This window comes from Flavobacterium flabelliforme (genome assembly GCF_017948675.1).
GTDB lineage: Bacteria > Bacteroidota > Bacteroidia > Flavobacteriales > Flavobacteriaceae > Flavobacterium > Flavobacterium pygoscelis.
The window spans coordinates 244,419-267,758 of record NZ_JAGFBU010000003.1; the positions used below are offsets into that span (position 1 = coordinate 244,419).

At 32.3% G+C, this 23,340-nt stretch carries 17 protein-coding genes and 1 tRNA gene; all 18 read right to left on the reverse strand.

Features of this window, described 5'->3' with window-relative positions; all coding sequences use genetic code 11:
* Positions 1 to 208 precede the first annotated feature (208 nt).
* The 18 genes from J3S90_RS09785 to J3S90_RS09870 all read right to left on the reverse strand — a co-directional run bounded on the left by J3S90_RS09785 (position 209) and on the right by J3S90_RS09870 (position 23,277).
* Positions 209 to 296 (reverse strand) — tRNA-Ser (locus J3S90_RS09785).
* A 167-nt stretch (positions 297 to 463) separates the two neighbouring features.
* Entirely contained in the window at positions 464 to 1,597 is a 1,134-nt protein-coding gene (ribB, locus tag J3S90_RS09790) for a 3,4-dihydroxy-2-butanone-4-phosphate synthase (protein ID WP_210646051.1), read from the reverse strand.
* 8 nt (positions 1,598 to 1,605) lie between these two features.
* On the reverse strand, positions 1,606 to 3,039 hold the full coding sequence (locus J3S90_RS09795; protein ID WP_188050758.1) for an LptF/LptG family permease: 1,434 nt from the start codon (positions 3,037 to 3,039) through the stop codon (positions 1,606 to 1,608).
* An 8-nt stretch (positions 3,040 to 3,047) separates the two neighbouring features.
* A complete protein-coding gene (locus J3S90_RS09800; RefSeq protein ID WP_188050878.1) occupies positions 3,048 to 3,725 on the reverse strand; it encodes a LolA family protein in 678 nt (225 codons plus the stop codon).
* A gap of 4 nt (positions 3,726 to 3,729) precedes the next feature.
* Complete coding sequence (locus J3S90_RS09805; protein ID WP_210646052.1) at positions 3,730 to 6,174, reverse strand: DNA translocase FtsK; 2,445 nt, start codon at positions 6,172 to 6,174, stop codon at positions 3,730 to 3,732.
* Positions 6,175 to 6,192: 18 nt separating this feature from the next.
* Entirely contained in the window at positions 6,193 to 6,567 is a 375-nt protein-coding gene (locus J3S90_RS09810) for a diacylglycerol kinase (protein ID WP_210646053.1), read from the reverse strand.
* 10 nt (positions 6,568 to 6,577) lie between these two features.
* Positions 6,578 to 7,075: a thiol peroxidase gene (tpx, locus tag J3S90_RS09815; protein WP_210646054.1), complete on the reverse strand. Its 498-nt coding sequence runs from the start codon at positions 7,073 to 7,075 to the stop codon at positions 6,578 to 6,580.
* 189 nt (positions 7,076 to 7,264) lie between these two features.
* Positions 7,265 to 7,522 carry a DUF6952 family protein gene (locus J3S90_RS09820; RefSeq protein ID WP_210646055.1) on the reverse strand — a complete coding sequence of 86 codons (258 nt, stop codon included), beginning with the start codon at positions 7,520 to 7,522 and terminating at the stop codon, positions 7,265 to 7,267.
* Positions 7,523 to 7,578: 56 nt separating this feature from the next.
* Positions 7,579 to 7,887 (reverse strand): thioredoxin family protein, encoded by a 309-nt coding sequence (locus tag J3S90_RS09825; RefSeq protein WP_210646056.1) that lies wholly within the window; start codon positions 7,885 to 7,887, stop codon positions 7,579 to 7,581.
* Between the two features lie 72 nt (positions 7,888 to 7,959).
* A complete protein-coding gene (locus tag J3S90_RS09830; RefSeq protein WP_188050752.1) occupies positions 7,960 to 8,598 on the reverse strand; it encodes a peroxiredoxin in 639 nt (212 codons plus the stop codon).
* A 228-nt stretch (positions 8,599 to 8,826) separates the two neighbouring features.
* Entirely contained in the window at positions 8,827 to 11,007 is a 2,181-nt protein-coding gene (gene katG / locus J3S90_RS09835; RefSeq protein ID WP_210646057.1) for a catalase/peroxidase HPI, read from the reverse strand.
* 180 nt (positions 11,008 to 11,187) lie between these two features.
* Positions 11,188 to 12,645, reverse strand: coding sequence for a Na+/H+ antiporter NhaC (gene nhaC, locus J3S90_RS09840; RefSeq protein ID WP_210646058.1), 1,458 nt, complete (start codon positions 12,643 to 12,645; stop codon positions 11,188 to 11,190).
* Positions 12,646 to 12,865: 220 nt separating this feature from the next.
* Positions 12,866 to 14,476, reverse strand: coding sequence for a glycoside hydrolase family 3 protein (locus J3S90_RS09845; RefSeq protein WP_210646059.1), 1,611 nt, complete (start codon positions 14,474 to 14,476; stop codon positions 12,866 to 12,868).
* 145 nt (positions 14,477 to 14,621) lie between these two features.
* On the reverse strand, positions 14,622 to 15,932 hold the full coding sequence (locus J3S90_RS09850) for an MFS transporter (protein WP_210646060.1): 1,311 nt from the start codon (positions 15,930 to 15,932) through the stop codon (positions 14,622 to 14,624).
* A 25-nt stretch (positions 15,933 to 15,957) separates the two neighbouring features.
* A complete protein-coding gene (locus J3S90_RS09855; RefSeq protein ID WP_210646061.1) occupies positions 15,958 to 17,490 on the reverse strand; it encodes a glycoside hydrolase family 10 protein in 1,533 nt (510 codons plus the stop codon).
* Between the two features lie 151 nt (positions 17,491 to 17,641).
* Positions 17,642 to 18,913 (reverse strand): acyltransferase family protein, encoded by a 1,272-nt coding sequence (locus J3S90_RS09860; protein WP_210646062.1) that lies wholly within the window; start codon positions 18,911 to 18,913, stop codon positions 17,642 to 17,644.
* 28 nt (positions 18,914 to 18,941) lie between these two features.
* Complete coding sequence (locus J3S90_RS09865) at positions 18,942 to 20,150, reverse strand: anhydro-N-acetylmuramic acid kinase (protein WP_210646063.1); 1,209 nt, start codon at positions 20,148 to 20,150, stop codon at positions 18,942 to 18,944.
* Positions 20,151 to 20,277: 127 nt separating this feature from the next.
* On the reverse strand, positions 20,278 to 23,277 hold the full coding sequence (locus J3S90_RS09870) for a glycoside hydrolase family 3 N-terminal domain-containing protein (RefSeq protein ID WP_210646064.1): 3,000 nt from the start codon (positions 23,275 to 23,277) through the stop codon (positions 20,278 to 20,280).
* Positions 23,278 to 23,340 lie beyond the last annotated feature (63 nt).

The following is a 23,340-nucleotide window of genomic DNA, read 5'->3' on the forward strand; positions in this document are numbered from 1 at the left end:
TTGAAAGTATCTAGTATTCAAAGGGAATTCCCGGGGAATACTTGAATTTTAGTGTCCCTATTTTTAGTGAAAAATAGAAGGGTCACTAATAGGGACACTAGCCTTTGATAGTATATGTGTATTTTGAGACTTGACAAAAAACAAAAAAGCCTTTAAATACTAGTATTTAAAGGCTTTTGACTTTTAAAGTTTCTTTTGAAACTCTATGTGGCGGAGAAAGAGGGATTCGAACCCCCGGACCTGTTACAGTCAACAGTTTTCAAGACTGCCGCATTCGACCGCTCTGCCATTTCTCCAATATGTCGCTTTCGTTATCTGATTGCGAGTGCAAATATAAGCACCTTTTTCGGTTTACAAAAACAATTTTAATAAAAATTTCAACTGTTTTTTAAAGTATTTTTTAAACCTTTCATTTCCTTTGTTTTAGCTTTGAAAATAATTTCAGAAATGAAACTAAAAACTTTTAATAACTAACGTATTCTGTTATTTCAAGACCATAACCAATCATTCCAACGCGTTTTTCTTGTTTCGTATTAGACACCAATCTTATCTTTGAAATATCAATATCATGAAGAATTTGGGCTCCAATTCCAAAATCTTTATTATCGATTTTTAATTTTGGTGCTTTCATTTCACCCTTTGTCTGTAATTCTTTTAATTCAGTGATACGATTTAATAAATTTACAGATTGCATATCTTGATTAATAAAAATAACAGCTCCTTTGCCTTGCTCATTAATTATTTTGAACATATCGTCTAACTGCTGGTCGGCATTATTAGTTAGGGTTCCTAATAAATCATTATTTACTTGAGACGAATTAATGCGTGTTAAAATAGGTTCTCCTAGATTCCAGGTTCCTTTTGTTAATGCAATATGAATTTGTTTATTGGTCGTTTGCTGATACGCTCTTAAACGGAAAGCTCCAAAACGCGTTTCTATATCAAAATCTTCTTTTTTGATAATTAAACTGTCATGTTGCATGCGATAGGCAACCAAAGCTTCAATTGAAACTAATTTTAAATCAAACTTTTTAGCGACTTCAACCAATTGAGGCAAACGTGCCATAGTTCCATCTTCATTCATAATTTCAACAATTACTCCTGCTGATTTAAAACCCGCCAAGCGTGCAAAATCAATAGCAGCTTCTGTGTGCCCTGTACGTCTTAAAACACCACCTTGTTTTGCAATTAAAGGAAAAATATGTCCAGGTCTTGCCAAATCATGTGGTTTTGTATCGGTATTTACCAATGACAAAACAGTTTTTGCTCTGTCAGCTGCAGATATTCCAGTAGTTACACCGTTTCCTCTTAAATCTACTGAAACTGTAAAAGCAGTTTCCATTGGATCAGTATTATTAGTAACCATTACGTGAAGACCTAATTCTTTACAACGGCTTTCTGTCAAAGGAGCACAGATTAAACCACGTCCGTGTGTAGCCATGAAATTAATCATTTCAGGAGTTACCTTTTCGGCAGCAGCCAAAAAATCACCTTCATTTTCACGATCTTCATCATCAACAACAATTATTATTTTGCCTTGACGAATGTCTTCAATTGCTTCTTCAATTGTGTTGAGTTGTATTTTATTTAAGTCCATTTCGGGTATTAGTTTTGTGTTGGGAATAGTTTTTTTAGTAGTTTTTGGAATGGAGCTAATATAACATCCATATTGATTAAACCTATATCATTAGTAGCTCTATAAGTCAATAAAATAGCTAATGGAGTCAGAATTAGAGAGGATAACCATGCGCCCATAAATGGAGTCATTCCGTTCTCTTGTGCTAATCTTTTTCCAAAAGTATTTATAAAGTGAAAAGTTATAAATATCAAAATAGCAAAAACAATAGGAAGTCCTAATCCACCTTTTCTAATAATTGCACCTAGTGGAGCTCCTATGAAAAACATTAAAAAGCAAGCAAAAACAATTACAAACTTATCGTAAAGTGCTAATAGGTGATTGTTAATGTTTTTATGTTTGTTTAAAAACTCTGCATTTGATGCTTCTATTGAATAAATGCTATTCGCTATATTGCTATTCGCCATTTTTAAAACCTCTATTTTTTCAGCATTTGTGTATAATGATAAAATATCATTAGGTAATGGCTTATTCTTAGGTGTCGCAATAAATTTATTTTTCTTGGGAAATTCAATTTTACTATTGCTATTTTCAGCAAAAGAGAGAATATCAGTTTTTATGTTTTTATTTAATGAATCTAATGTGTAATTAAGTTCACTAATATTTAACATAGTGTTGGTATTGGATACGGATTCCTTATCAACATCTACTTTATTTAATTCTGATAAATCAATGTTTATAATTTGTTTTTTGAACGAACTTTTCGCAAAAGGCATTTTATCGCGATCTTCATATTTTTTGGGTACAATATCTTCATAATAATAACCGTCATTAAGCACCAATTGTAGAATGCTAGACTGTTCACTACTTATCAATTTACCATTTTTAGCTTTAATTACGGTTTTACTGCCGTCACCTATTTGAGATTTTTTATGAATGGTGATTCCCGTGAGAGTATTTCCCTCTGGTCCACTTTTTTTATTTACTTTGATATTATAAAAACCAACATCATTAAATTGTCCTTCTGCAATTGCTAATGCAGGCTTGAGTTGCGCTATGTTTTTCCTGAAATTAATAAATTTATACTCAGCAAAAGGAATCACATTATTAGCAAAAAAGAAAGCAACAATGCTTAATAAGATTATAAAAACAGTTAAACTTCGCATGGATCTTTGAAGCGAAATTCCAGATGATTTCATTGCAGCAAATTCATAATTTTCAGCTAAATTCCCGAAAGTCATGATCGAAGCAAGCAATATAGATAGGGGTAACACTAATGGTACAATCCTTGGCATCGAAAAAGCCAAAAATTTAAGAACCATCAAGAAATCTAAATCTTTACCCGCAAGTTCCGATATAAATAACCAAACAGTTTGAAGTATAAATATGAAAAATAGGATTACAAATACCGTAGCAAATGTAGTCAGAAAGGTTTTTAATAAGTATTTGTCAAGAATTTTCACTTAATGCATCAATCTAATTTGTTAATGTAGTAATTTGGATATTTACTTCCCGCAAAGGTAAATTGATTTTTTGACAAAGGTTGATTGGTTTTGAAAGAATTAACCGTTAATGTTGTTTTTGTACCTTTTTTACCCACTTCAATTAAATTGTAAATGTGTTTGGTCTGCACATCAATACCTAATAACACCTCTTTTCTCTGGTCTTTTGGGTTAGTAGAAACTAATTTAATGTATTGAATTTTTCTTCCTTTTACATTTTGCAATATGTCCATATTGTATTTGTATCCCGTATTGAAAAAAGTCAACATTTTTGATGGTGTTATTGCATTGTCATCTTTTTCATTTACTGTCGAAACAGTCACTTCTTCATCTTCTGGTACGATAGTATAGGTTTTTTTACCATCAAATATTTTTGTAACGCCCATGAAATTTAAGACATATTGATTGCCTTTCATAATTACATTTCCTTTACTATCTTGGTTTATATTTTCTTTAGAATTATTTAAAGAATATTTAAAGTCAATGGTGATATTATCATAGCTTTTTACCTTAGCTGCAACTTGGTCTAGTAGTTCTTTAGCTTTCTTATCTTGTGCTTGCCCTGAAAATCCAATAAGGAATAAGGCGGTTATAAGAAGAATTTTTGAGCCTAAATTTTTTATAAAATCTTGATTTGTTACTTTCATTGTATTATTTATTTTGTTCATTATTGAAAAATTGATCAAGAGAACTCATATCTAGAATATTTACGCTTCGTGCTTTACTTCCTTCAAATGGGCCAACAATTCCTGCAGCTTCAAGTTGGTCAATTAATCTACCCGCTCTATTGTAGCCTAATTTTAGTTTTCTTTGTAATAAAGAGGCTGATCCTTGTTGGGCATTAACAATAATTTCTGCTGCTTCTCTAAATAAAGTATCTCTGTCGGATATATCCATATCAAGATTGATGCCACTATCTTCTCCAATAAACTCTGGAAGTAAATAAGCAGTTGCATATGCTTTTTGTGAACCAATGAATTCTGTTATCTTTTCAACCTCAGGTGTGTCGATAAAAGCACATTGCACACGAACTACATCATTTCCATTGGTGTAAAGCATATCTCCACGACCAATTAATTGATCTGCTCCTTGTGTGTCAAGAATGGTTCTTGAATCAATTTTTGACGTAACTCTAAAAGCAATTCTAGCAGGGAAGTTGGCTTTTATTAAACCTGTAATCACGTTTACCGATGGTCTTTGTGTTGCAATAATTAAGTGAATTCCAATAGCACGCGCTAGTTGTGCTAAACGAGCAATAGGAACTTCAACTTCTTTACCCGCAGTCATAATCAAATCGGCAAATTCATCTACGACTAACACGATATAAGGAAGAAAGCGATGTCCATTTTCAGGATTCAGTTTTCTTGCTTTAAATTTATCATTGTATTCTTTGATGTTACGTACCATTGCATCTTTTAACAAAGTGTAGCGATTGTCCATTTCTACACAAAGTGAGTTCAATGTATTAACCACTTTTGCATTATCAGTGATAATGGCGTCATCCATGTCTGGAAGTTTCGCTAAATAATGTCTTTCTATTTTATTAAAAAGAGTCAATTCTACTTTTTTAGGATCGACTAAAACAAATTTAACTTCTGCTGGATGTTTTTTGTATAAAAGTGAAGTAAGAACCGCATTTAATCCAACTGATTTTCCTTGACCAGTTGCACCAGCCATTAATAAGTGAGGCATTTTAGCTAAATCAACTACAAATGTTTCATTAGAAATTGTTTTTCCAAGGGCGATTGGTAATTCCATTTCAGCTTCCTGAAATTTAGCTGAGCCAATTACACTTTTCATAGAAACCATCGTTGGATTTTTATTAGGAACCTCGATTCCTATCGTTCCTTTTCCAGGAATAGGAGCGATGATACGAATTCCTAATGCCGAAAGTGATAAAGCAATATCGTCCTCTAAACTTTTAATTTTAGAAATACGTATTCCGGCTTCTGGTACGATTTCATATAAAGTAACTGAGGGTCCTACGGTTGCTTTTATTTGAGCTATTTCAATTTTATAATTTCGAAGTGTATCTACAATTCGGTTTTTATTTTCTTCTAATTCTTCTTGGTTTATTGTAATTCCTCCAGTTGAATACTCTTTTAATAAATCAATGGTTGGAAATTTATAATTTGATAAATCTAATGTAGGGTCAAATAAACCAAAATCAGCCACTAATCTTGATGCGAGATTCTCTTCAATTATATCTTCTTCTGGAGCGGTTTCAATTACAAATGATTCACCTGCACCAACCATAACTTCAGGTAATGGTGGTGGCATAATTTCCATTGAAAGAGGTTTTGCAATAGGATCTTTATTTATATCAGACGAGTTGTTAATAGTAGGCTTTAACGCTTCTTTATTGATTTCAAATTGAGTGCCATTAGTTTTTAGGTGAATAGTGTCTTCTTCATCAACAACAGCAAACTCTTCTAAATTGTAATCTGTATTTTTATTATTTGAAATTTCAGTATTAACAGTAGGGTTTGTTTCTTTTTTAGTATCACTAAAAAAGGATTGTATGCTTTCTGGTGATAACTTTATTTTGAAAATAATGTAAATTATTAATCCGAAGATTAAAGTTAATAAAGTTCCTGTTTTACCGAGGTAATCTTGCAAAAATAAATTTAATTCATATCCTATTGTTCCGCCTAATTCTGGTGCTGATGTTGCAAAAAAACCAAACAATATGGACAAAATTATAATTACGAATAAATCCCAAAACCAAGTGTTTTTTAATTTTCGTACACTAATGCCCAGCACCATATAAATTCCGGTAAGAAAAAATAAACGTACAAATACAAATGCAGCAAGGCCAAAGCCTTTGTATATTAATAAATTGGCTAAAAAAGCGCCAAATTTACCCAACCAGTTTTCTACGATCTCAGATCGGTCGGTTAATTCGCCAACGGCACTTTGATCTTGCTGTCCGTAAATAAAAAAGGAAACAAACGCAAACAATAGAGCTATAGAAAATAAAACTAATAAAGAACCAATAACAATTTTGTGCTGCTTGGTAAGTTTTATTGGAGTTTTTGTCTCCGCAATAGTTTCATTTTTCTTGTTTGAAGAAGCTGTTTTTATTGTTTTTGCCATTCTTTTTTGTACTAAAGCCTATAAAAATAGAGGCACATATATTGTTAAACCAATTGCGATTGCTGTCATTGCAGCAAAGAACACGGCTCCTGCAGCGATATCCTTAATAAATCCAATTTTTTCGTGATAATTAGGATGTATAAAATCTGCTATTTTCTCAATAGCAGTGTTCAAACCTTCTACACTTAAAACTAAACCAATAGCAAAAATTTGAAAGAGCCATTCTGTTTTTGAAATACCAAAATAAAACCCAGCAATGGTCATCAAAATTCCTAAGGAAAATTGAACCATTACACTGTGTTCCGTTGTGATTAGTTTTATAGCCCCTTTATAAGCATAGGTCATGCTCTTCATTCTACCTGTGATGAAGGTATTGTCTTTTTGAAATTCCATTAATGAAGTTTTATAATACTGCTAATGCAGCTTCGTAATTAGGTTCGTCAGCAATTTCGGCTACTTGCTCGGTGTGTATTATTGTTCCTTTTTCATCTAAAACAATAATTACTCTTGAGTGCAAACCAGCTAAAGGTCCGTCAGTTATTTCTAAACCGTTCTTTTTTCCAAAATCACCATTTTTAAAATCCGATAAGTTAACTACATTTTCAAGTCCTTCTGCGCCACAAAAACGTTTTTGAGCAAATGGTAAATCTCTTGAAATGCATAAAACAGTAGTGTTATCTAATTGGCTAGCACTTTCGTTAAATTTTCTAACGGATGCTGCACAGGTACCTGTATCAATACTTGGAAAAATATTCAAGACTACTTTCTTTCCTGAAAAATCTCCTAATGAAACATCAGAAAGATCAGTGTTAATTAATTTAAAATCACTCAATTTAGTGCCAACTGCAGGTAATTGTCCTGAAGTGTGAATAGGATTTCCTCCTAATGTTATTGATGCCATGATGTCAATTTTTTTGTGAGGTTCAAAAGTATGAAAATTATTTAAGATTTTGTTCTCAATTCTAGGTTTAAAGTTTCCCTTTTTGGGTTGAAATAGTAAGTAGTATAAATTCTTACTGTTTAATTTCTTAAACAAAAAAAAACGTACTTGATTAGGAGTACGTTCTTCAATAGGGTAGTATGAATTATTTTATTTGTCTATAGCGCCTAAAACTCTTTTCATAAAAGTATTCAAAGCTTCTTTTTTATCGACTCCAGATTTTATTAATTTATTCACTTCTAAAGAACCATACATGTTTGAAATCAACTCTCCAATTACATCCAATTCCTCATCTTTAAGTGATGAAATCTCAGTCATTGCTTCTAGTACTTCAATAGTTTCTACGATATAATCTTCATCATTTTCTTCTATAAATTGAGTTAAATGCTTAATTACAGGTAATTTCATAGGTTTAGTTATTTTGTGTTTTTAAATTTTAATTTGGAATAAAACGGCTAAATAAATTAAACAATCTCTTGCACTAAATCAATAAGTACTTCTTGTTTATTAGTCTGAGTTTCATTTACTAGTTTACCATTTACAAAAGTGGCAAAAGTTGGCAGATTACTCACGTTAGCTAGTTTTCTAGATTCTGGAAAATTTTCGGCATCTACTAGAGCAAAAGTAATAGCTTCATTTTCAGCGGCTAATTTTTTAAATTTAGGTTTCATAATTCTACAGTTTCCGCACCAAGAGGCAGAAAATTGAACTACAACTTTCTCATTTTTTGAGATTAAATCCTGTAACGTATCTTCGGTTAATTCGATTAACATATTTTTGAATTTAAAAAATAATTTGCCATAGCATTCTTTAAAACTGCTATGACAAATTACATTGTTATTAATTTAGTTTAAGCTTAAATATTCAGCTGTACTTTTTCTGTCTGCACTCATTGCTTCTTTACCAGCTTCCCAGTTTGCAGGACAAACTTCTCCTTTTTCTTGGATGTGTGTGTAAGCGTCAACCATACGTAAGTATTCGTTTACGTTACGACCTAATGGCATATCATTAACACTTTCGTGGAAAATTTTTCCAGTTTCATCAATCAAATAAGTAGCTCTAAAAGTAACATTAGATCCTTCAACAATTACAGAATCTGTTTCTTCAGAATACTCTGTAGAATCAATATCAAGAATTCCTAAAATGTTTGATAAATTTCTATTAGTGTCAGCTAGAATTGGGTAAGTAACTCCTTCAATTCCACCATTGTTTTTTGGAGTATTTAACCAAGCAAAGTGTACTTCATTCGTATCGCAAGAAGCTCCAATTACGATTGTATTTCTTTTTTCAAATTCAGGTAAAGCAGCTTGAAAAGCATGTAATTCTGTTGGGCAAACAAAAGTAAAATCTTTTGGATACCAAAACAAAAGTACTTTTTTGTTGTTTTTTGTAGCTTCTTCAAAAATATTAATTTTTAAATTATCACCCATTTCTGAAATGGCATCTACTGCAATACTTGGGAATTTTTTTCCTACTAAAGACATATAATTTTAATTTAGATTGTTATTATTTTTTGTAGTGCAAAAGTACAAAAAAAGGACAAGCTATTTCTATTAATTTATGGTATTTTCTTATCAAATCATAAGTAAAACCTATGCGTTATAAAGACACTTTTAATGATTTTTTTTATATTTTGTATTGTGTAAATTTATCGGTATGTAAAAAAAAATCCACCATATAAATGGTGGATTTTAAGCAAAACAAATTAAATTTTAATTTAAATCAAAACGATCTAAATTCATCACTTTTGTCCAAACTTTGACAAAATCCTGGACGAATTTTTCTTTATTATCATCTTGCGCATATACTTCTGCATAAGATCTTAATATAGAATTAGATCCGAAAACTAAATCTACACGACTAGCGGTCCATTTTGTTACTCCAGATTTTCTATCTACAATGTTATATAAATTTTCTCCAACTGATTTCCAACTGTAATTCATATCCGTTAAATTAACAAAGAAATCATTTGTCAAAACACCTTCATTATTAGTGAAAACGCCCATTTTGGTACCATTATAGTTTGTACCAAGAACACGCATTCCGCCTAGCAAAACGGTCATTTCTGGAGCGGTCAATCCTAATAATTGTGCTTTATCTAACATTAATTCTTCGGGTTGAGCAGTGTTTTCTTTTTTCATGAAGTTCCTAAAAGCATCATTGGTTGGTTCTAAAACGCCAAAAGAGTTTGCATCTGTTTGTGCGTCACTAGAATCTCCTCTTCCTGCATAAAAAGGAACTTTTACATTAAACCCACCATCTTGAGCCGCTTTTTCAATAGCTGCGCTTCCGCCAAGTACAATTAAATCAGCGATACTTACTTTTTTTGCTAATCCAGATTGAATTTCAGTCAATTTTGCAATTACTTTTTGTAATCGTTCTGGTTCATTTGCAATCCAATCTTTTTGAGGAGCTAAACGAATTCTTGCACCATTTGCACCTCCTCTAAAATCAGAACCTCTAAAAGTTCTTGCGCTATCCCAAGCAGTATTGATCAATTCTACTCTTGTTAAACCACTATTAAGTAGTTTTACTTTTAATTCTTCAATTTCAGTTTCTGATAAAGTGTAATCTACTGTTGGAATTGGATCTTGCCAAACCAATTCTTCATTAGGAACATCAGCGCCTAAATATCTATTTTTTGGACCTAAATCCCGGTGTGTTAATTTAAACCAAGCTCTAGCAAAAACATCATTAAAATAGGCAGGATCTTTATGAAAACGCTCTGATATCACTCTGTATTTCGGATCCATTTTCATCGCCATATCGGCATCCGTCATAATAGGATTTCTTTTTACTGTTGGATCATAAGCATCAACAGGCATGTCTTCCTCTTTGATATTTATTGGTTCCCATTGCCAAGCACCAGCTGGACTTTTTTTCAATTCCCAATCATAAGTTAATAGCAAATGAAAATATTCATTGTCCCAACGCGTAGGATTTGTGGTCCAAGAACCTTCTAAACCACTAGTTATGGTATTAGCACCATTTCCACTTGGATTGATCCAACCAAAACCTTGATCATGAATTTCTCCGCCTTCTGGTTCTTTTCCTAGTTTAGAAGCATCCCCGTTTCCGTGCGCTTTTCCAACGGTATGACCTCCTGCAGTCAACGCACAAGTCTCTTCGTCATTCATAGCCATTCTTTCGAAAGTAACGCGAACGTCATGTGCCGTTTTTAAAGGATCAGGAACCCCATCAACTCCTTCTGGGTTCACATAAATCAATCCCATCATAACAGCTGCTAAAGGATTTTCTAAATCTCTTTCTCCAGAATACCTGCTGCCTTCACTTCCTGATTTTGCTAACCATTCTTTTTCAGCTCCCCAATACACTTCTTTTTGAGGATTCCAAATGTCTTTACGTCCTCCAGCAAATCCAAAGGTTTTAAAACCCATTGATTCGTAAGCCATGTTTCCGGCTAAAACGATTAAATCTGCCCAAGATATTTTGTTACCATATTTTTTCTTGATAGGCCATAATAACCTGCGTGCTTTATCTAAGTTTCCGTTATCAGGCCAACTATTTAAAGGTGCAAAACGTTGGTTTCCGGTTCCACTACCACCACGGCCATCGGAAATTCTATACGTTCCAGCAGAGTGCCAAGCCAAACGAATCATCAATCCACCATAATGACCCCAATCTGCAGGCCACCAATCCTGGCTTTCTGTCATTGATTTTTTAAGATCATTTTTTAATGCTTCTAAATCTAATTTCTTAAACTCTTCAGCATAATTGAAGTCATTTCCTAAAGGATTTGTTTTTGAATCATGTTGACTTAATATGTCTAAGTTTAGTGATTTTGGCCACCAATGTTGATTGGTAATTACCTCTTTTGAAGTATCTTCTTTTTGACTAAAAGGACACTTGCCAATTTCGTTAGAATGTTCCATATGTTTTTATTTATTCGTTATTTTCTAATACAAATTTACTCTAAAGATAGATAATTTTAATTGATTATGATTATAACTTTTTATTAAATCATAGTTTTTTGTTATGTCGTTAAAAAATATTAGAAAATGAGCAAAATATTGTGAAATTGGAAACAATAATTGAAATACAGCATTTTAAAATTAAATTTTTACTTCCGATACTAACTGTCTAATTTTGATGTTAAAAGCAGCAAAAATTAAAGTCATGAAAGGACTAATAATATTAAAAAAGGCATAAGGCAAATAATCTATAGTTGAAACCCCTAAAGTTCCAGCATGATAAGCTCCGCAAGTATTCCAAGGTATTAAAACAGAAGAAACAGTTCCTGCATCTTCAAGAGTTCTACTTAAATTTTCTGGTGCTAAGCCTTTATTTTTATAAGCTTTTGCGAACATTTTTCCTGGAACTACTATGGCTAAATATTGATCTGATGCCGTTATGTTTAGTGCTAAACAGCTTCCTACGGTTGCTGCAAATAAACCAAAAGTAGTATGCGCTAATTTAAGCAATGATTGACTAATTCTTGACAAAGCACCAATAGCATCCATGACACCACCAAAAACCATTGCACAAAGAATTAACCAAATTGTACCCAGCATTTTTTGCATTCCACCAGAGGTGAAAAGTGTTTCTAATGTTTTATTTTCCGTTGGTACAATTACCTCTGCAGTAATAGCATTCATAATTCCTTTATATGCCGATTGAAAAGTCATTTGTTCTACTCCTGCGATTTGATTAATGATTTGTGGCTGAAAAAATAAAGCAAAAAAGCCAGCTAATAATGTACCTATTAATAAAGCAATTAATGGTTCTGTCTTTCTAACAATTAAACCAATAACAATTATAGGTACAGTAAATAGCCAAGGTGAGATTGTAAAAGAATTTTGAATATCTGTTAGTAGTTTGGCTATATCAACATCACCCTTAATGTCTACTGATAAACCTAGAATAATAAATAAAATAAGTGTAAGGATATATGTTGGTATGGTTGTCAATGCCATATAGCGAATATGCGTAAACAAATCTGTTCCGGCCATAGCAGGAGCAAGGTTTGTTGTGTCTGACATTGGTGATAATTTATCTCCAAAATAAGCACCCGAAATTACTGCGCCTGCTACCATTCCTAGATCAAAACCTAAAGCGCCACCTACACCAATTAGTGCAATACCAACCGTAGCACTAGTAGTCCAAGAACTTCCTGTTGCTATAGAAATTATAGAACAGATGATTAAAGTAGCCGGTAAAAAAATTGCTGGACTTAGGATTTGTAAACCATAATAAATCATTGAGGGAATGATTCCGCTAATAAGCCAAGTACCGGCCAACGCACCGACCATTAATAATATCAAAATAGCGCCAACGGTAGCCTTAATATTTTCGGCTACTTCTTCCATCATTTTGATAAAAGTAACTTTGTTAAAAAAGCCCACTATTGCAGCTACTGCAGCCCCTAGTAATAAAACAAATTGGTTACTGCCGCTTAAAGCTTCATCGCCAAAAACATAAACATTAAAACCTAACATTGTAATAAGTGCCGCAACAGGAATTAAAGCTTCTCCAATTGATAATTCTTTATTTCTGTTAATTTTGGTATCCATTCTATATCGTTTAAGTTTGCAATATAGATAAAAATGTTGCTATGAGCCTAAAGTGAATTTTTGAAAACTCCTATTTCAAATGAACTTTAGACTCTTTTTTAACTCCAAAATTATATATGTAATTTAGTATTATTAGCTTTTGAATTTATGGGATTATTTTAATGTTTTCTAAATAATAGCATTTATATAAACCATTATTTTTTTGAAATAATTTCTTTTTTTATAAATTGCTAATGGTCACAGGTAGTGTTCCTTGGCATTCAGAATTTAACAGTAATTGATTGGCTGCTGCTTGTTGAAATTCTTCGAAATCCTGATACATTTGTATAATTCCAAGTGCTGAAGTTACGTTTGGAATGACTTGTAAAACATAAGGATTACCAAAGACATATAAAATACATTTTTTAGATAAAAATATTTTTTTTAAAAATTCTAAAACAGAGTCTTCTAAGTCAAAATTATTTAATGGTTTTGCTTTTGGTACAAACAAGGATATAATTAACGTATCAAACTCTTTTAGATTTTCTTCTAAATTAGTCATGCTAATTTCATTTTCAATTTCAAAAGAAAATTCTGGAGAAGATAAATTGGGAGATAAATTTTTAAAAAATGAATTATCACAGTTTTTATAGAGGCTTATTTTGGCTAAACTGTTGTTTGCTTTTGCAGAATAAACAAGGTCTGTATTTTGGTTATCTTTAATTTTAGTAATGCAATTTTGTGCTATTTTTAGATTTAATTCTGAGGTTTTATCAAAATCAAAATTGATAGTGGAGTTTTGTATGAAATTAAAATTTTCATTTAAAATGCCTACTTTTTCTTTACATTTCCACAAACGATTATAGCTTTCTTCAATTCTTTGCGGAGAAGCGTTTTTTAGAATTTCTTGAATTCCTTCTCTAACATTTACTGCAAAACACAAGATATCGTTTCCAGCATTGAAAGCTTCCCACTCCAATTGCCCTTTCTTTTGATATAAATCAGAAACGCTTCTCATATTTAGTGCATCAGAAATTACTAAACCATCATAATTTAATTGTTTGCGTAAAAGGGTTTCTATAATTGATTTTGATAAAGTTGCAGAAGTGTCTTTTCCTTCATTTAAAGCAGGAACAGCTAAGTGACCAATCATTATCGAATCTACATTATTCTCGATTCCTTTGATAAATGGAACTAATTCGTTTGCTAATAATTGCTCTAAATTTTCCTCTAAAATAGGTAATCCCAAATGAGAGTCCACATTAGTGTTTCCGTGTCCAGGAAAATGTTTGAGGCATCCTAAAACACCCACATCGTTCATTCCTCTAAGATATTCTAAAGCAAAATCACTTACCTTTTCTTTGTTTTCACCAAATGAACGATAGCCAATTACGGGGTTATTTGGATTATTATTGATATCAGCCAAAGGAGCTAAATTATAATGTATTCCAACTGATTTTAGATCTAAACCAATCTGCTTTCCAACTTCGTAAACTAGATGGGATTGCGATTTTGGCAATGCACCAAGAGTAATAGCATAAGGATATTGGGGTGTTTTTTCGACACGCATGGCCAATCCCCATTCGGCATCAATACTCATCAATAGTGGTGTAGGAGCACATTTTTGATAACGAACGATAAGTTCTTTTAGACGCTGGCAACTGTCATCGTTTAGAATTACTTTTTTCTTGGTTTCATAATTGGTAGCGGCACTGGCTCTACTATGAAAAAAAGTTAAACCACCAATATTATGATCTCTTATTAATCGTTCTGTTTCTTGAATATTTTCTTCGGTATCGTTTATAAAAACGGCTGGAAAAAAGAATTGTCCTATTTTTTGTTCTAAAGTCATTGTATTTAATTTAGTAGTGCCAGATAAAATTTTAAAAATTTTCAGCGAAGATTATTATTTTACTACTCATTTTTCATCGAGTTACAGCATTGTAAAAATTTTACAAATTTGCATTAGAATTTTGTAGATTTTTTTTGGAAACTATTTATACCGTTTTCTTACCAAATTCCTTTGGAAAAACTAAAAAACGAGATAATATTAATCCTGGAATAGTTGCCAGGAACACCCAAATAAAGAAATTTCCGTATCCTAAATATTCTTGAATATAACCACTTATCATTCCCGGTAGCATCATTCCAAGTGCCATAAATCCAGTTGCAATAGAGTAGTGGGATGTTTTAGATTCGCCATCTGCGACAAATATTAAATACATCATAAAAGCAGCAAAACCAAAACCATAACCAAATTGTTCAATTATTACTACTAAACTGGTATAAGTATTCATTGAATAATCAATGTTTGCATAAGAATTATTTATGACAATGTGCATGACATCTTGTGGCTGAAAATGTGATAATAAAACAAATCCTATTATAGGCAAGTGCATCACTAAAATCATAGGAAGGAGCCATTTTCCTAATCCATCTTTAGAAATAGCAATTCCGCCTAAAATCCCACCAATCGTTAGTGCAATTAATCCTAAAGTTCCATATATAATACCTACATCTTCAGTCTGTAAACCCATTCCACCATTTGCTATTGGATCTACTAAAAAAGGAGTTAGCATTTTTAATAATTGCGATTCTCCTAAACGAAATACAAGAATAAATGCTAGAATTAATCCGATTTGTTTTTTCTTAAAAAAACTGCTGAATACTTTTCCAAAATTCTTCTCTTCCTTTTCGCCTAAAGCAATTGGAAGCTCTGTTTTTGGCGTAGCAAAAAAGTTGTAAAGCGTTAATATTGACATTACAATTCCAACGAAAATCATCGTGTAAGACCAAGCCTGAACATTATTACCAAAGCGATGTTCTAAATAACCTGCTAATAATATAATTAAGCCATTTCCAGTTAGCATTGATGCTCTATAAAACGTGCTTCGAATCCCTAAAAAGAAAGATTGTTGTTCTTTCTCTAAAGCCAACATGTAAAAGCCATCACTGGCAACATCATTGGATGCCGATGCAAATGCAGCCATCCAAAAAACAGCTAAACTCAGTATGAAAAATTGGCTCGTGGGAATGATAAAACCAACTATTAAAAAGGCAATAGAAATTAGTAATTGCATCGATAAAAACCATTTTCTTTTAGTACCATACAAGTCTATAAATGGACTCCATAATGGTTTTATTACCCAAGGTAAATAAAGTAAACTAGTATAAAAACCAATGTCTTCATTGCTTATTCCCAGGTTTTTGTACATTAATACAGAAACGGATATGATTATTACGTAGGGAAATCCAGAAGCAAAATTTAAAACGGGAATCCAATACCAAGGTCTATTATCTGTTTTCATCTAGGGAAATTAAAGTCAGTTAAGTTTATTGTGCAAATTGCAGTTCTGTAGGTTCACTTTCATTACCATAATAGTCTATAAATGTGATCGCATAAGTCGCATTTTTATCAAATTTGTTAGTAGGAATAGCAACCTCTACAGTATCACTATTTTGTTTATAAGCTATTTTATTACTAATTTGAGTGGCATCGTTAATATCAATTTTTATACTGGATGGAGCACTATAAACCATTAGATAACGCACTTTACTATATAAAGGATATTGCACATTAAAACGCGTCGATAGAGAATCTGTAACGATATTAGTTGGTGTTGGTACAATGACCATTTTTTTAACAGAATTTGGTACCACTATAGGAAGCGCTGGATATTTATATTGATTTTCTGTAAGTAATTTTGTAACACTTTGATTTCTGTTTATAAATGATTTAGCGCTAAAAAAAGCATTTCCTTGAATGTTTTTATAGTTTCTTGCAAAGTCTATTTGATTTGGAATTTCTTTTGGATTATTCCATCTTTTATCAGAATCTGCGTTGATTTTATAACTTCCGTTTCCAATATAAACAGCTACATTTTTGGAGTTTTCTGACCACCAGCGTAAGAGTTTTGAATAAGAAGCTTTTGGGTGATCCATACTCCAATACAATTGTGGTATTAAGTAATCAATCCACCTGTATTCCATCCAAGCCATTGGATCTGCAAATAAATCATCATAATTGGTTTGGCCAGATTCTGTTTCTGAACCTCTAGGATCTACAGATTTATTGCGCCAAACTCCGAAAGGACTGATTCCAAATTGTACCCAAGGTTTACTGTTTTTTATGGCAATAGCAATGCATCTTACAAAATCGTTTACGTTAGATCGTCTCCAATCTTCTAAGGACATTCCGTCTCCATATTTTATAAAAGAGGCCGCATCGTTAAATTTTTCTCCTGGAACTTTATACGGATAAAAATAATCATCAAAGTGAATAGCATCTATGTCATAATTAGCCACTACTTCTTCAACAACAGCCGTTAGATGGTTTTGAACCTCTGGAAGAGCAGGGTTATAATAATATTTTCCAGCATATTTAATCATCCAATCTGGATGTTTATAAAAATCATGCTCAGGACTTAATTCTTCCGTTTTTAAATTCATTGTTGCACGATACGGATTTAACCAAGCATGAAATTCGAAGCCTCTTTGATGTGCTTCTGTAATCATCCATTCTAATGGATCAAAATAGGGATTGGGTGCTTTTCCTTCTTTTCCAGTTAAATATTTGGACCAAGGCGCTAATTTTGACGGATAAAAAGCATCGCCTACACTACGAATCTGAACAATGACAGCATTATAATTTAATTTTTTATAAGTATCTAAAATCTCTAAATAATCGGCTTTTTGTTTAGCAACGTTATCTGTGCTCGTTTTTGGCCAGTCTATATTTGCTACCGTTGCAATCCAAACGGCTCTAAATTCATTTTTGGGATGGGCTACCAATTCTTGTGCATTTCCTTTCGAAAAAGAGCATGTAAGAAAGGAAATAACTAAAAGAATGTGCTTGTAATTGTTCATCAGATTTTTATTTATAAAGTAATCAAAATTAGTTTTTTTAGTGAAATTTACCAGTGAAATAGGTTTTATAATTTGACTTATTTTCCTGCTTCAATTTCTTTGCCAAATTAGAGTTGCTCTTGTGTAAAATGTTTAATAATGATTTTTAAATTTATACTTTAAAGAATAATTTATATTTATAAAATCCCCATAAAATTAAACTCCAAAAAACTGCGTATCCCACAGCATAAAATAGTGATGCATTTAAAGGATCACTAAAAAGAGGAACGATGTTAAAATCGTATATAAATTTTTGAAGATTAATTGGTTCACTCGTTCCATTAGAATTTTCAATTTTGATAGCGCTTAAAGCTCTCGGAATTATTCCAGAAAAGAAAAATACAATCATTGGATTTACACCCCAAACTAAAAATAATTTAGTCCATCTTTTATAATCTGCTACATCAATGATGTAGTATAAAAGTGTTAGGCACAAAGAGGCAATTCCTGCTGTGTATAAAACATAAGAACTACTCCACAATGATTTGTTTATTGGAAAAACAATTCCCCAAATTAGTCCTAGAATTAGCAGAATAATTCCGGCAATGGCTGTTTTTTTTACTATTTCTAATTTTTCAATTGGTTTATTTAAAATCTGACCAATATACATTCCTAAGATTCCCGAGGCTATTGCTGGTAAGGTACTTAAAATCCCTTCTGGATCCCAAGTTTTAGAGGAAGCCCATAAATGACCATTGAGTACTAAATTATCTATCCAAGCAGCTAAGTTGGTCCCTTTTTGTAAATTTGCTGGCCCAAATCCGGGGACAGGGATTAAGGTCATCAGAGCCCAATAAACCAGCAAGATAATAGATGCTATTACAAGTTGTGTTTTAAGATTTGTTTTTAAATATAAAAGGGAACTAAAGAAATAAACAATTCCAATTCTTTGTAAAACTCCTGGAATTCTTACGTCTTCATAAGCCGGAATGCCACTATAAGCCAAGAATAATAGTATTGCTAATAATAGAAAAACTAAGTACGATTTAATTTTTAAAGTGAAGTTTCCTAAAAGGGCATAAGATACTGCAAATGTTATTATCAGTCTTGCAATTAACAAAGGAATGCCTTCCAATGATAACACTTCAATTCGGCTAAAGAAATTTAAAAATAAACCCAAACAGAAAATGCGTAACGAACGAACCAAAATTTTATTAAAAACGGCATAATCCAACAGTTTTGAAGGCATAGCAAATGGAATTGCTGTTCCCATTATGAAAATAAAAAAGGGGAAAACTAAATCAGTAGGGGTACAGCCGTTCCACTCGGCATGTTCTAACGGAGGATAAATATGAGACCAACTTCCGGGATTATTTACAATAGTCATCAGTAAAATGGTAAATCCTCTGAAGACATCAAGTGAAATTAAACGTTCTTTTTGCATGGTATTAGTTTGGTTAGTTTTAGTTTTTTTAATACGGGAAAGAAATTTTCCCCATAGATACGGAAGGAATTCCTTTGAGTTTTCCAAAATTTGATTTTCCTCCAGAAACAGTTTCATTAGCCAGAATAGCAAATAGTAACGCTTCTTTAGCATCTCCCGAAATTCCTAAATCATCGGTTTTTGCAAAAGTACAAGGCAATAATTCTTTAAGCCATTGCACTAATAATGGATTGTGTGCACCGCCACCAGACATGTAAATAGTAAATGTTTGAGGATCATAAATACTGGTATTTATTACAAAATGTATAGCCTCGGCAATAGTTTCAGCACTAAAGCGAGTTAATGTTGCTAATAAATCAGAAATTGAAATGTTTGTTGTGTTGCTTTGGGCTTGAGCTTTTTTTACATAATCTATATTAAAAAGTTCTGGACCTGTAGTTTTAGGAAACGACTTTGTAAAAAAATCATGTGATTTTAAACTTTCTAAAAGTGACTCATTTATAGAACCCGTTTTAGCAATTTCTGCATCTTGATCAAATGATTTATTTGGAAAATGAAGTTTTGTAAAGGCATCAATCAAGGTGTTTCCGGTTCCTGTATCGGTTACAAAAACCTCTTCTGGATTACTAGAAGTAGGCAAGTAAGTGAAATTTGAAATTCCGCCCATGTTGAGCATAATTCTATTTTCTCCTTTTTTTGAAAACAGGAAGTAATCACCATAAACGGCTAAAGGTGCGCCTTCGCCGCCCGCGGCAACATGTTTTTGTCTAAAATCAGATACGGTTATAATTCCTGTTTTAACTGCTATATGATCGCCATCTCCAATTTGCAATGTGGCATTTGGGAATTTTTCTTGTTGGTGTAAAATCTTTGGAGCATGAAAAACAGTTTGACCGTGGGATGCAATTAAATCGATTTTATCTGCATCAATTTGCCATTTATTTAAACATTTCAAAATCATATTCGCATGCAGAATACCAATCCATTCATTCAGTAAAACGAGTTTTTGAAAATTAATTGTTTGTTTTGCAAAAACAGATCTGATTTCCAATTTTATGTCTTCGGAATAATCAACAGTTTCAAATTCAATTAATTTTACTTCTGTTTCTTCACCTGAAGCTGAAATTTCACATAAAGCCACATCCAAACCATCTAATGAAGTTCCTGACATCAAACCAATAATAGCGCGTGTTGGCTTTTGTGCAATTTGATAAAGAGATTCTATATTTGAATTCATAATTGTCTGTGTAATGAAAATAAGGTCTTTTGTTAAATACTTATTAGTATTTTATTTTGTAAATTTAAAAGTTTTAATTGTTTTAAATAAAATTATAAACGCTTCATACAATTTTAAGTTTATTCTGTTATTTTATAATCGCATCTTGAATTATTTGTTGAATTTCTTCTCTAATTTTTTCTTTTGCTAACTTGTTTCCTTCGGCTGTTACTTCAGGATAAGTTCTGTTGGATAGAAAAATATAAACAATTTCGGTTTCTGGATCTACCCAAGCAATATCTCCAGTAAAACCAGTATGGCCAAAACTAGCTTTTGATACACAACCACAAGTGGGGCCATCTTTTCCTATTCGTTTATCAAAACCTAAGCCTCGTTCTACACCTTCAGCGGCGTAATAAGACGTATTAAAAGCATCGAATGTTGCAGCAGAAAAATATTGAATATTACCATAGTTTCCTTTCTGTAAATAAAGTTGCATCATTTTAGCCACATCCATTGCATTCGAGAAAATTCCGGCATGACCCGCAACTCCACCTTCCATTGCTGCGGCCATATCATGTACATATCCTTGCACCACTTGATGACGAAAATAAGTATCTATTTCTGATGGTGCGATATCATTTTTATTGAATTTTGTCAAGGGATTATAAAGCGTATAATTCATGCCAAGGGAACTATAAAAGTTTTTTTGACTCAATACCTCAAGTGGTTGTTTTGTTTTTCGCTCTAAATATTCTTTTAAGATAATGAAGGTAAAATCACTGTATTTGTACTCCTTTTTAACTGATAAAGGACTGTTAGCAATGATTTTCATAATCGTATCATGATAATCATTTCTAATATAAAGATCGTCAGCTACTTTGGTAGAAAATGCAGCGCTTGGAACTTTATGATAGTATTTTTCTAATGGTTTATTATTGTTATCTAATGTTGCTTTATAAAACGGAATCCAAGCTTGAAGCCCTGCATAATGGGTCAGTAAATCTTTGAAATTGATGTTTGCTTTATTTGATTTTGCGAAAAGTGGCACCATTTTTTTTAATTCTGTATCGAGCGTAACTTTTTTTCGGTTGTACAATTGCATCACGTTTGGAAGCGTCGAAATCATTTTAGAGAGTGAAGCTACATCATATAAATCTGAATTGGTTACTTCTTTTGTGCCTTCATAAGTAAGATGTCCGTATGATTTTTGAAAAATAACATTTCCTTTTCGAGCAACTAAAACTTGCATTCCTGGAGTCATTTTGCCATCAATTGCTTTTTGTGCGATAGCATCTATTTTAGCTAAAATTTTTGGATTTAAGTTTTCATTCTCAGGAGCAGTAAAACCCAAACGATTTAGTTTAGTTGTCGATAAACCATCATTTACACGGAAAGATTTGTTGATCGATACAGGAAGTTTTCCTTTGGCTTCGACCGCACCAAACACTACTTCTGCAGAAACTATTTGACTTATATCAGAGTTTTGGTAGGAGACTACGAGTCCTTCAATAGCATCAAAATCTGAAATAGGAAGTAAGGTGTAAGGTTTAGCAAATACATCTAGAATCACTTTATTGTGCTTTGCAATTTCTTGTAACCAAAGCATTTCTGTTTCGGTAAAGTCTTGTTTAGCCCAAGTTTTATTTTCTTTATGAAAACCAATAATTACAATGTCGTATTTTTTTAATTCCGTGTTTAGGCTATCAATACTGCTACTTGCCACTTCGGTTACATTGGTATATTTTTTTAATGTAGACACAAAAGTACTATTAGAATCATCGCCTAATTTTACATAGGCTATTTTTTGACTCAAATTTTTGATAGGAAGAATTTCCTTCTTGTTTTTTAGGACGGTGATTGCATTTTCGTATAATTTGTAATTTAAAGCATCGTTTTGAGAAGGGTTGATATCAGCAATAAGATTTTTAATTTCTATTGCTTTATAATTGTTTAAGCCTGCTTTAAATTTGTAACGCAATATTTTTTTGACAGAATGTGCAAGACGTTCTTCGGTAAGAATTCCTTCATTATAATAAGATTCTAATTTTGTCATTGCAACAGGAACATTTTCTGGACCTAACAACATATCATTTCCTGCAAGAAGTACGGCTAACTCAAGATCGCCTGGACCTTTAAAATCCGTAGCGCCCTTCATCGCTAAACCATCGGTTATAATTAAACCATCAAAACCCAATTGATTTTGTAACAAATTCGTAACAATATTATAGGAGGCCGAGGAGGGATAATCAGCTTTAGTTTCTAAACTTGGTATATTAAGATGTCCCACCATCACTGAAACTAAACCTTCATCAAACATTTTTTTATAAGGATACAATTCTACGCTATCAATTCTATCTTTTGAAAATGTTACTAATGGCAACGTGTAATGCGAGTCAGCAGAAGTGTCGCCATGACCTGGAAAGTGTTTCCCAGTACTAAATACACCTTGACTTTGAACCCCTTTCATTAATGCAACCCCTTTATTTGCCACATTAATTTTGCTTTCGCCAAAGGAACGATTTCCTATAATCGGATTTTTAGGGTTGGTATTTATGTCTAGCACAGGACCAAAGTTAAAATGGATTCCCATTCTTTTTGCTTCAGCACCCATTTGTATTCCTACTTTTTCTATTAAATTTAAATCTTGAATGGCTCCTAAGGTCATATTCCAAGGGAAAACATAAGTAGAATCTAATCTCATACTCAAACCCCATTCGGCATCGAGACCTATAAAAAGAGGAACTTTTGCTTTAGCTTGGTATTCATTTGTTAATTTCGCTTGTCGAACCGGACCGCCTTGAAAAAAAATAATTCCACCCACTTTATAATTCTCTATTAAGTCTTTAACCTTATTTTCATGTATAGAATCTTTATTGGAATATGCAGAAACCATAAAAAGTTGACCAAGTTTTTCTTTGACTGATAATTTATTATAGATGCTATCTACCCAACGTGTTTCAGAATCAGAATCTTTTAAAAATTTTTTTCTTTCTGATTTATTTAAACCCTTATAAACCATAGTGTCGTTTATAAAAGAATCCGTTTTTAAATGGCCAATTGTAGTTGCTTTTTTTGTAGTTGCACAATTGGTAATTAAAAATAGAAACGCAATGTAAAGGCTAATCTTTATAAAGTAATTTTTCATTTAGTTTATTTTAAGCGAATTGCGTACCCATCATTTTTTTTGATGGACACAATTCATTAGTCA

What these genes read in the sequence shown, in the direction of transcription:
- ribB (WP_210646051.1), bottom strand. Translation starts at nt 1,597, where the DNA reads ATGGACTTAAATAAAATACAACTCAACACAATTGAAGAAGCAATTGAA.
- J3S90_RS09800 (WP_188050878.1), bottom strand. Translation starts at nt 3,725, where the DNA reads ATGAAAGTAACAAATCAAGATTTTATAAAAAATTTAGGCTCAAAAATT.
- J3S90_RS09805 (WP_210646052.1), bottom strand. Translation starts at nt 6,174, where the DNA reads ATGGCAAAAACAATAAAAACAGCTTCTTCAAACAAGAAAAATGAAACT.
- J3S90_RS09810 (WP_210646053.1), bottom strand. Translation starts at nt 6,567, where the DNA reads ATGGAATTTCAAAAAGACAATACCTTCATCACAGGTAGAATGAAGAGC.
- tpx (WP_210646054.1), bottom strand. Translation starts at nt 7,075, where the DNA reads ATGGCATCAATAACATTAGGAGGAAATCCTATTCACACTTCAGGACAA.
- J3S90_RS09820 (WP_210646055.1), bottom strand. Translation starts at nt 7,522, where the DNA reads ATGAAATTACCTGTAATTAAGCATTTAACTCAATTTATAGAAGAAAAT.
- J3S90_RS09825 (WP_210646056.1), bottom strand. Translation starts at nt 7,887, where the DNA reads ATGTTAATCGAATTAACCGAAGATACGTTACAGGATTTAATCTCAAAA.
- J3S90_RS09830 (WP_188050752.1), bottom strand. Translation starts at nt 8,598, where the DNA reads ATGTCTTTAGTAGGAAAAAAATTCCCAAGTATTGCAGTAGATGCCATT.
- katG (WP_210646057.1), bottom strand. Translation starts at nt 11,007, where the DNA reads ATGGAACATTCTAACGAAATTGGCAAGTGTCCTTTTAGTCAAAAAGAA.
- nhaC (WP_210646058.1), bottom strand. Translation starts at nt 12,645, where the DNA reads ATGGATACCAAAATTAACAGAAATAAAGAATTATCAATTGGAGAAGCT.
- J3S90_RS09845 (WP_210646059.1), bottom strand. Translation starts at nt 14,476, where the DNA reads ATGACTTTAGAACAAAAAATAGGACAATTCTTTTTTCCAGCCGTTTTT.
- J3S90_RS09850 (WP_210646060.1), bottom strand. Translation starts at nt 15,932, where the DNA reads ATGAAAACAGATAATAGACCTTGGTATTGGATTCCCGTTTTAAATTTT.
- J3S90_RS09855 (WP_210646061.1), bottom strand. Translation starts at nt 17,490, where the DNA reads ATGAACAATTACAAGCACATTCTTTTAGTTATTTCCTTTCTTACATGC.
- J3S90_RS09860 (WP_210646062.1), bottom strand. Translation starts at nt 18,913, where the DNA reads ATGCAAAAAGAACGTTTAATTTCACTTGATGTCTTCAGAGGATTTACC.
- J3S90_RS09865 (WP_210646063.1), bottom strand. Translation starts at nt 20,150, where the DNA reads ATGAATTCAAATATAGAATCTCTTTATCAAATTGCACAAAAGCCAACA.
- J3S90_RS09870 (WP_210646064.1), bottom strand. Translation starts at nt 23,277, where the DNA reads ATGAAAAATTACTTTATAAAGATTAGCCTTTACATTGCGTTTCTATTT.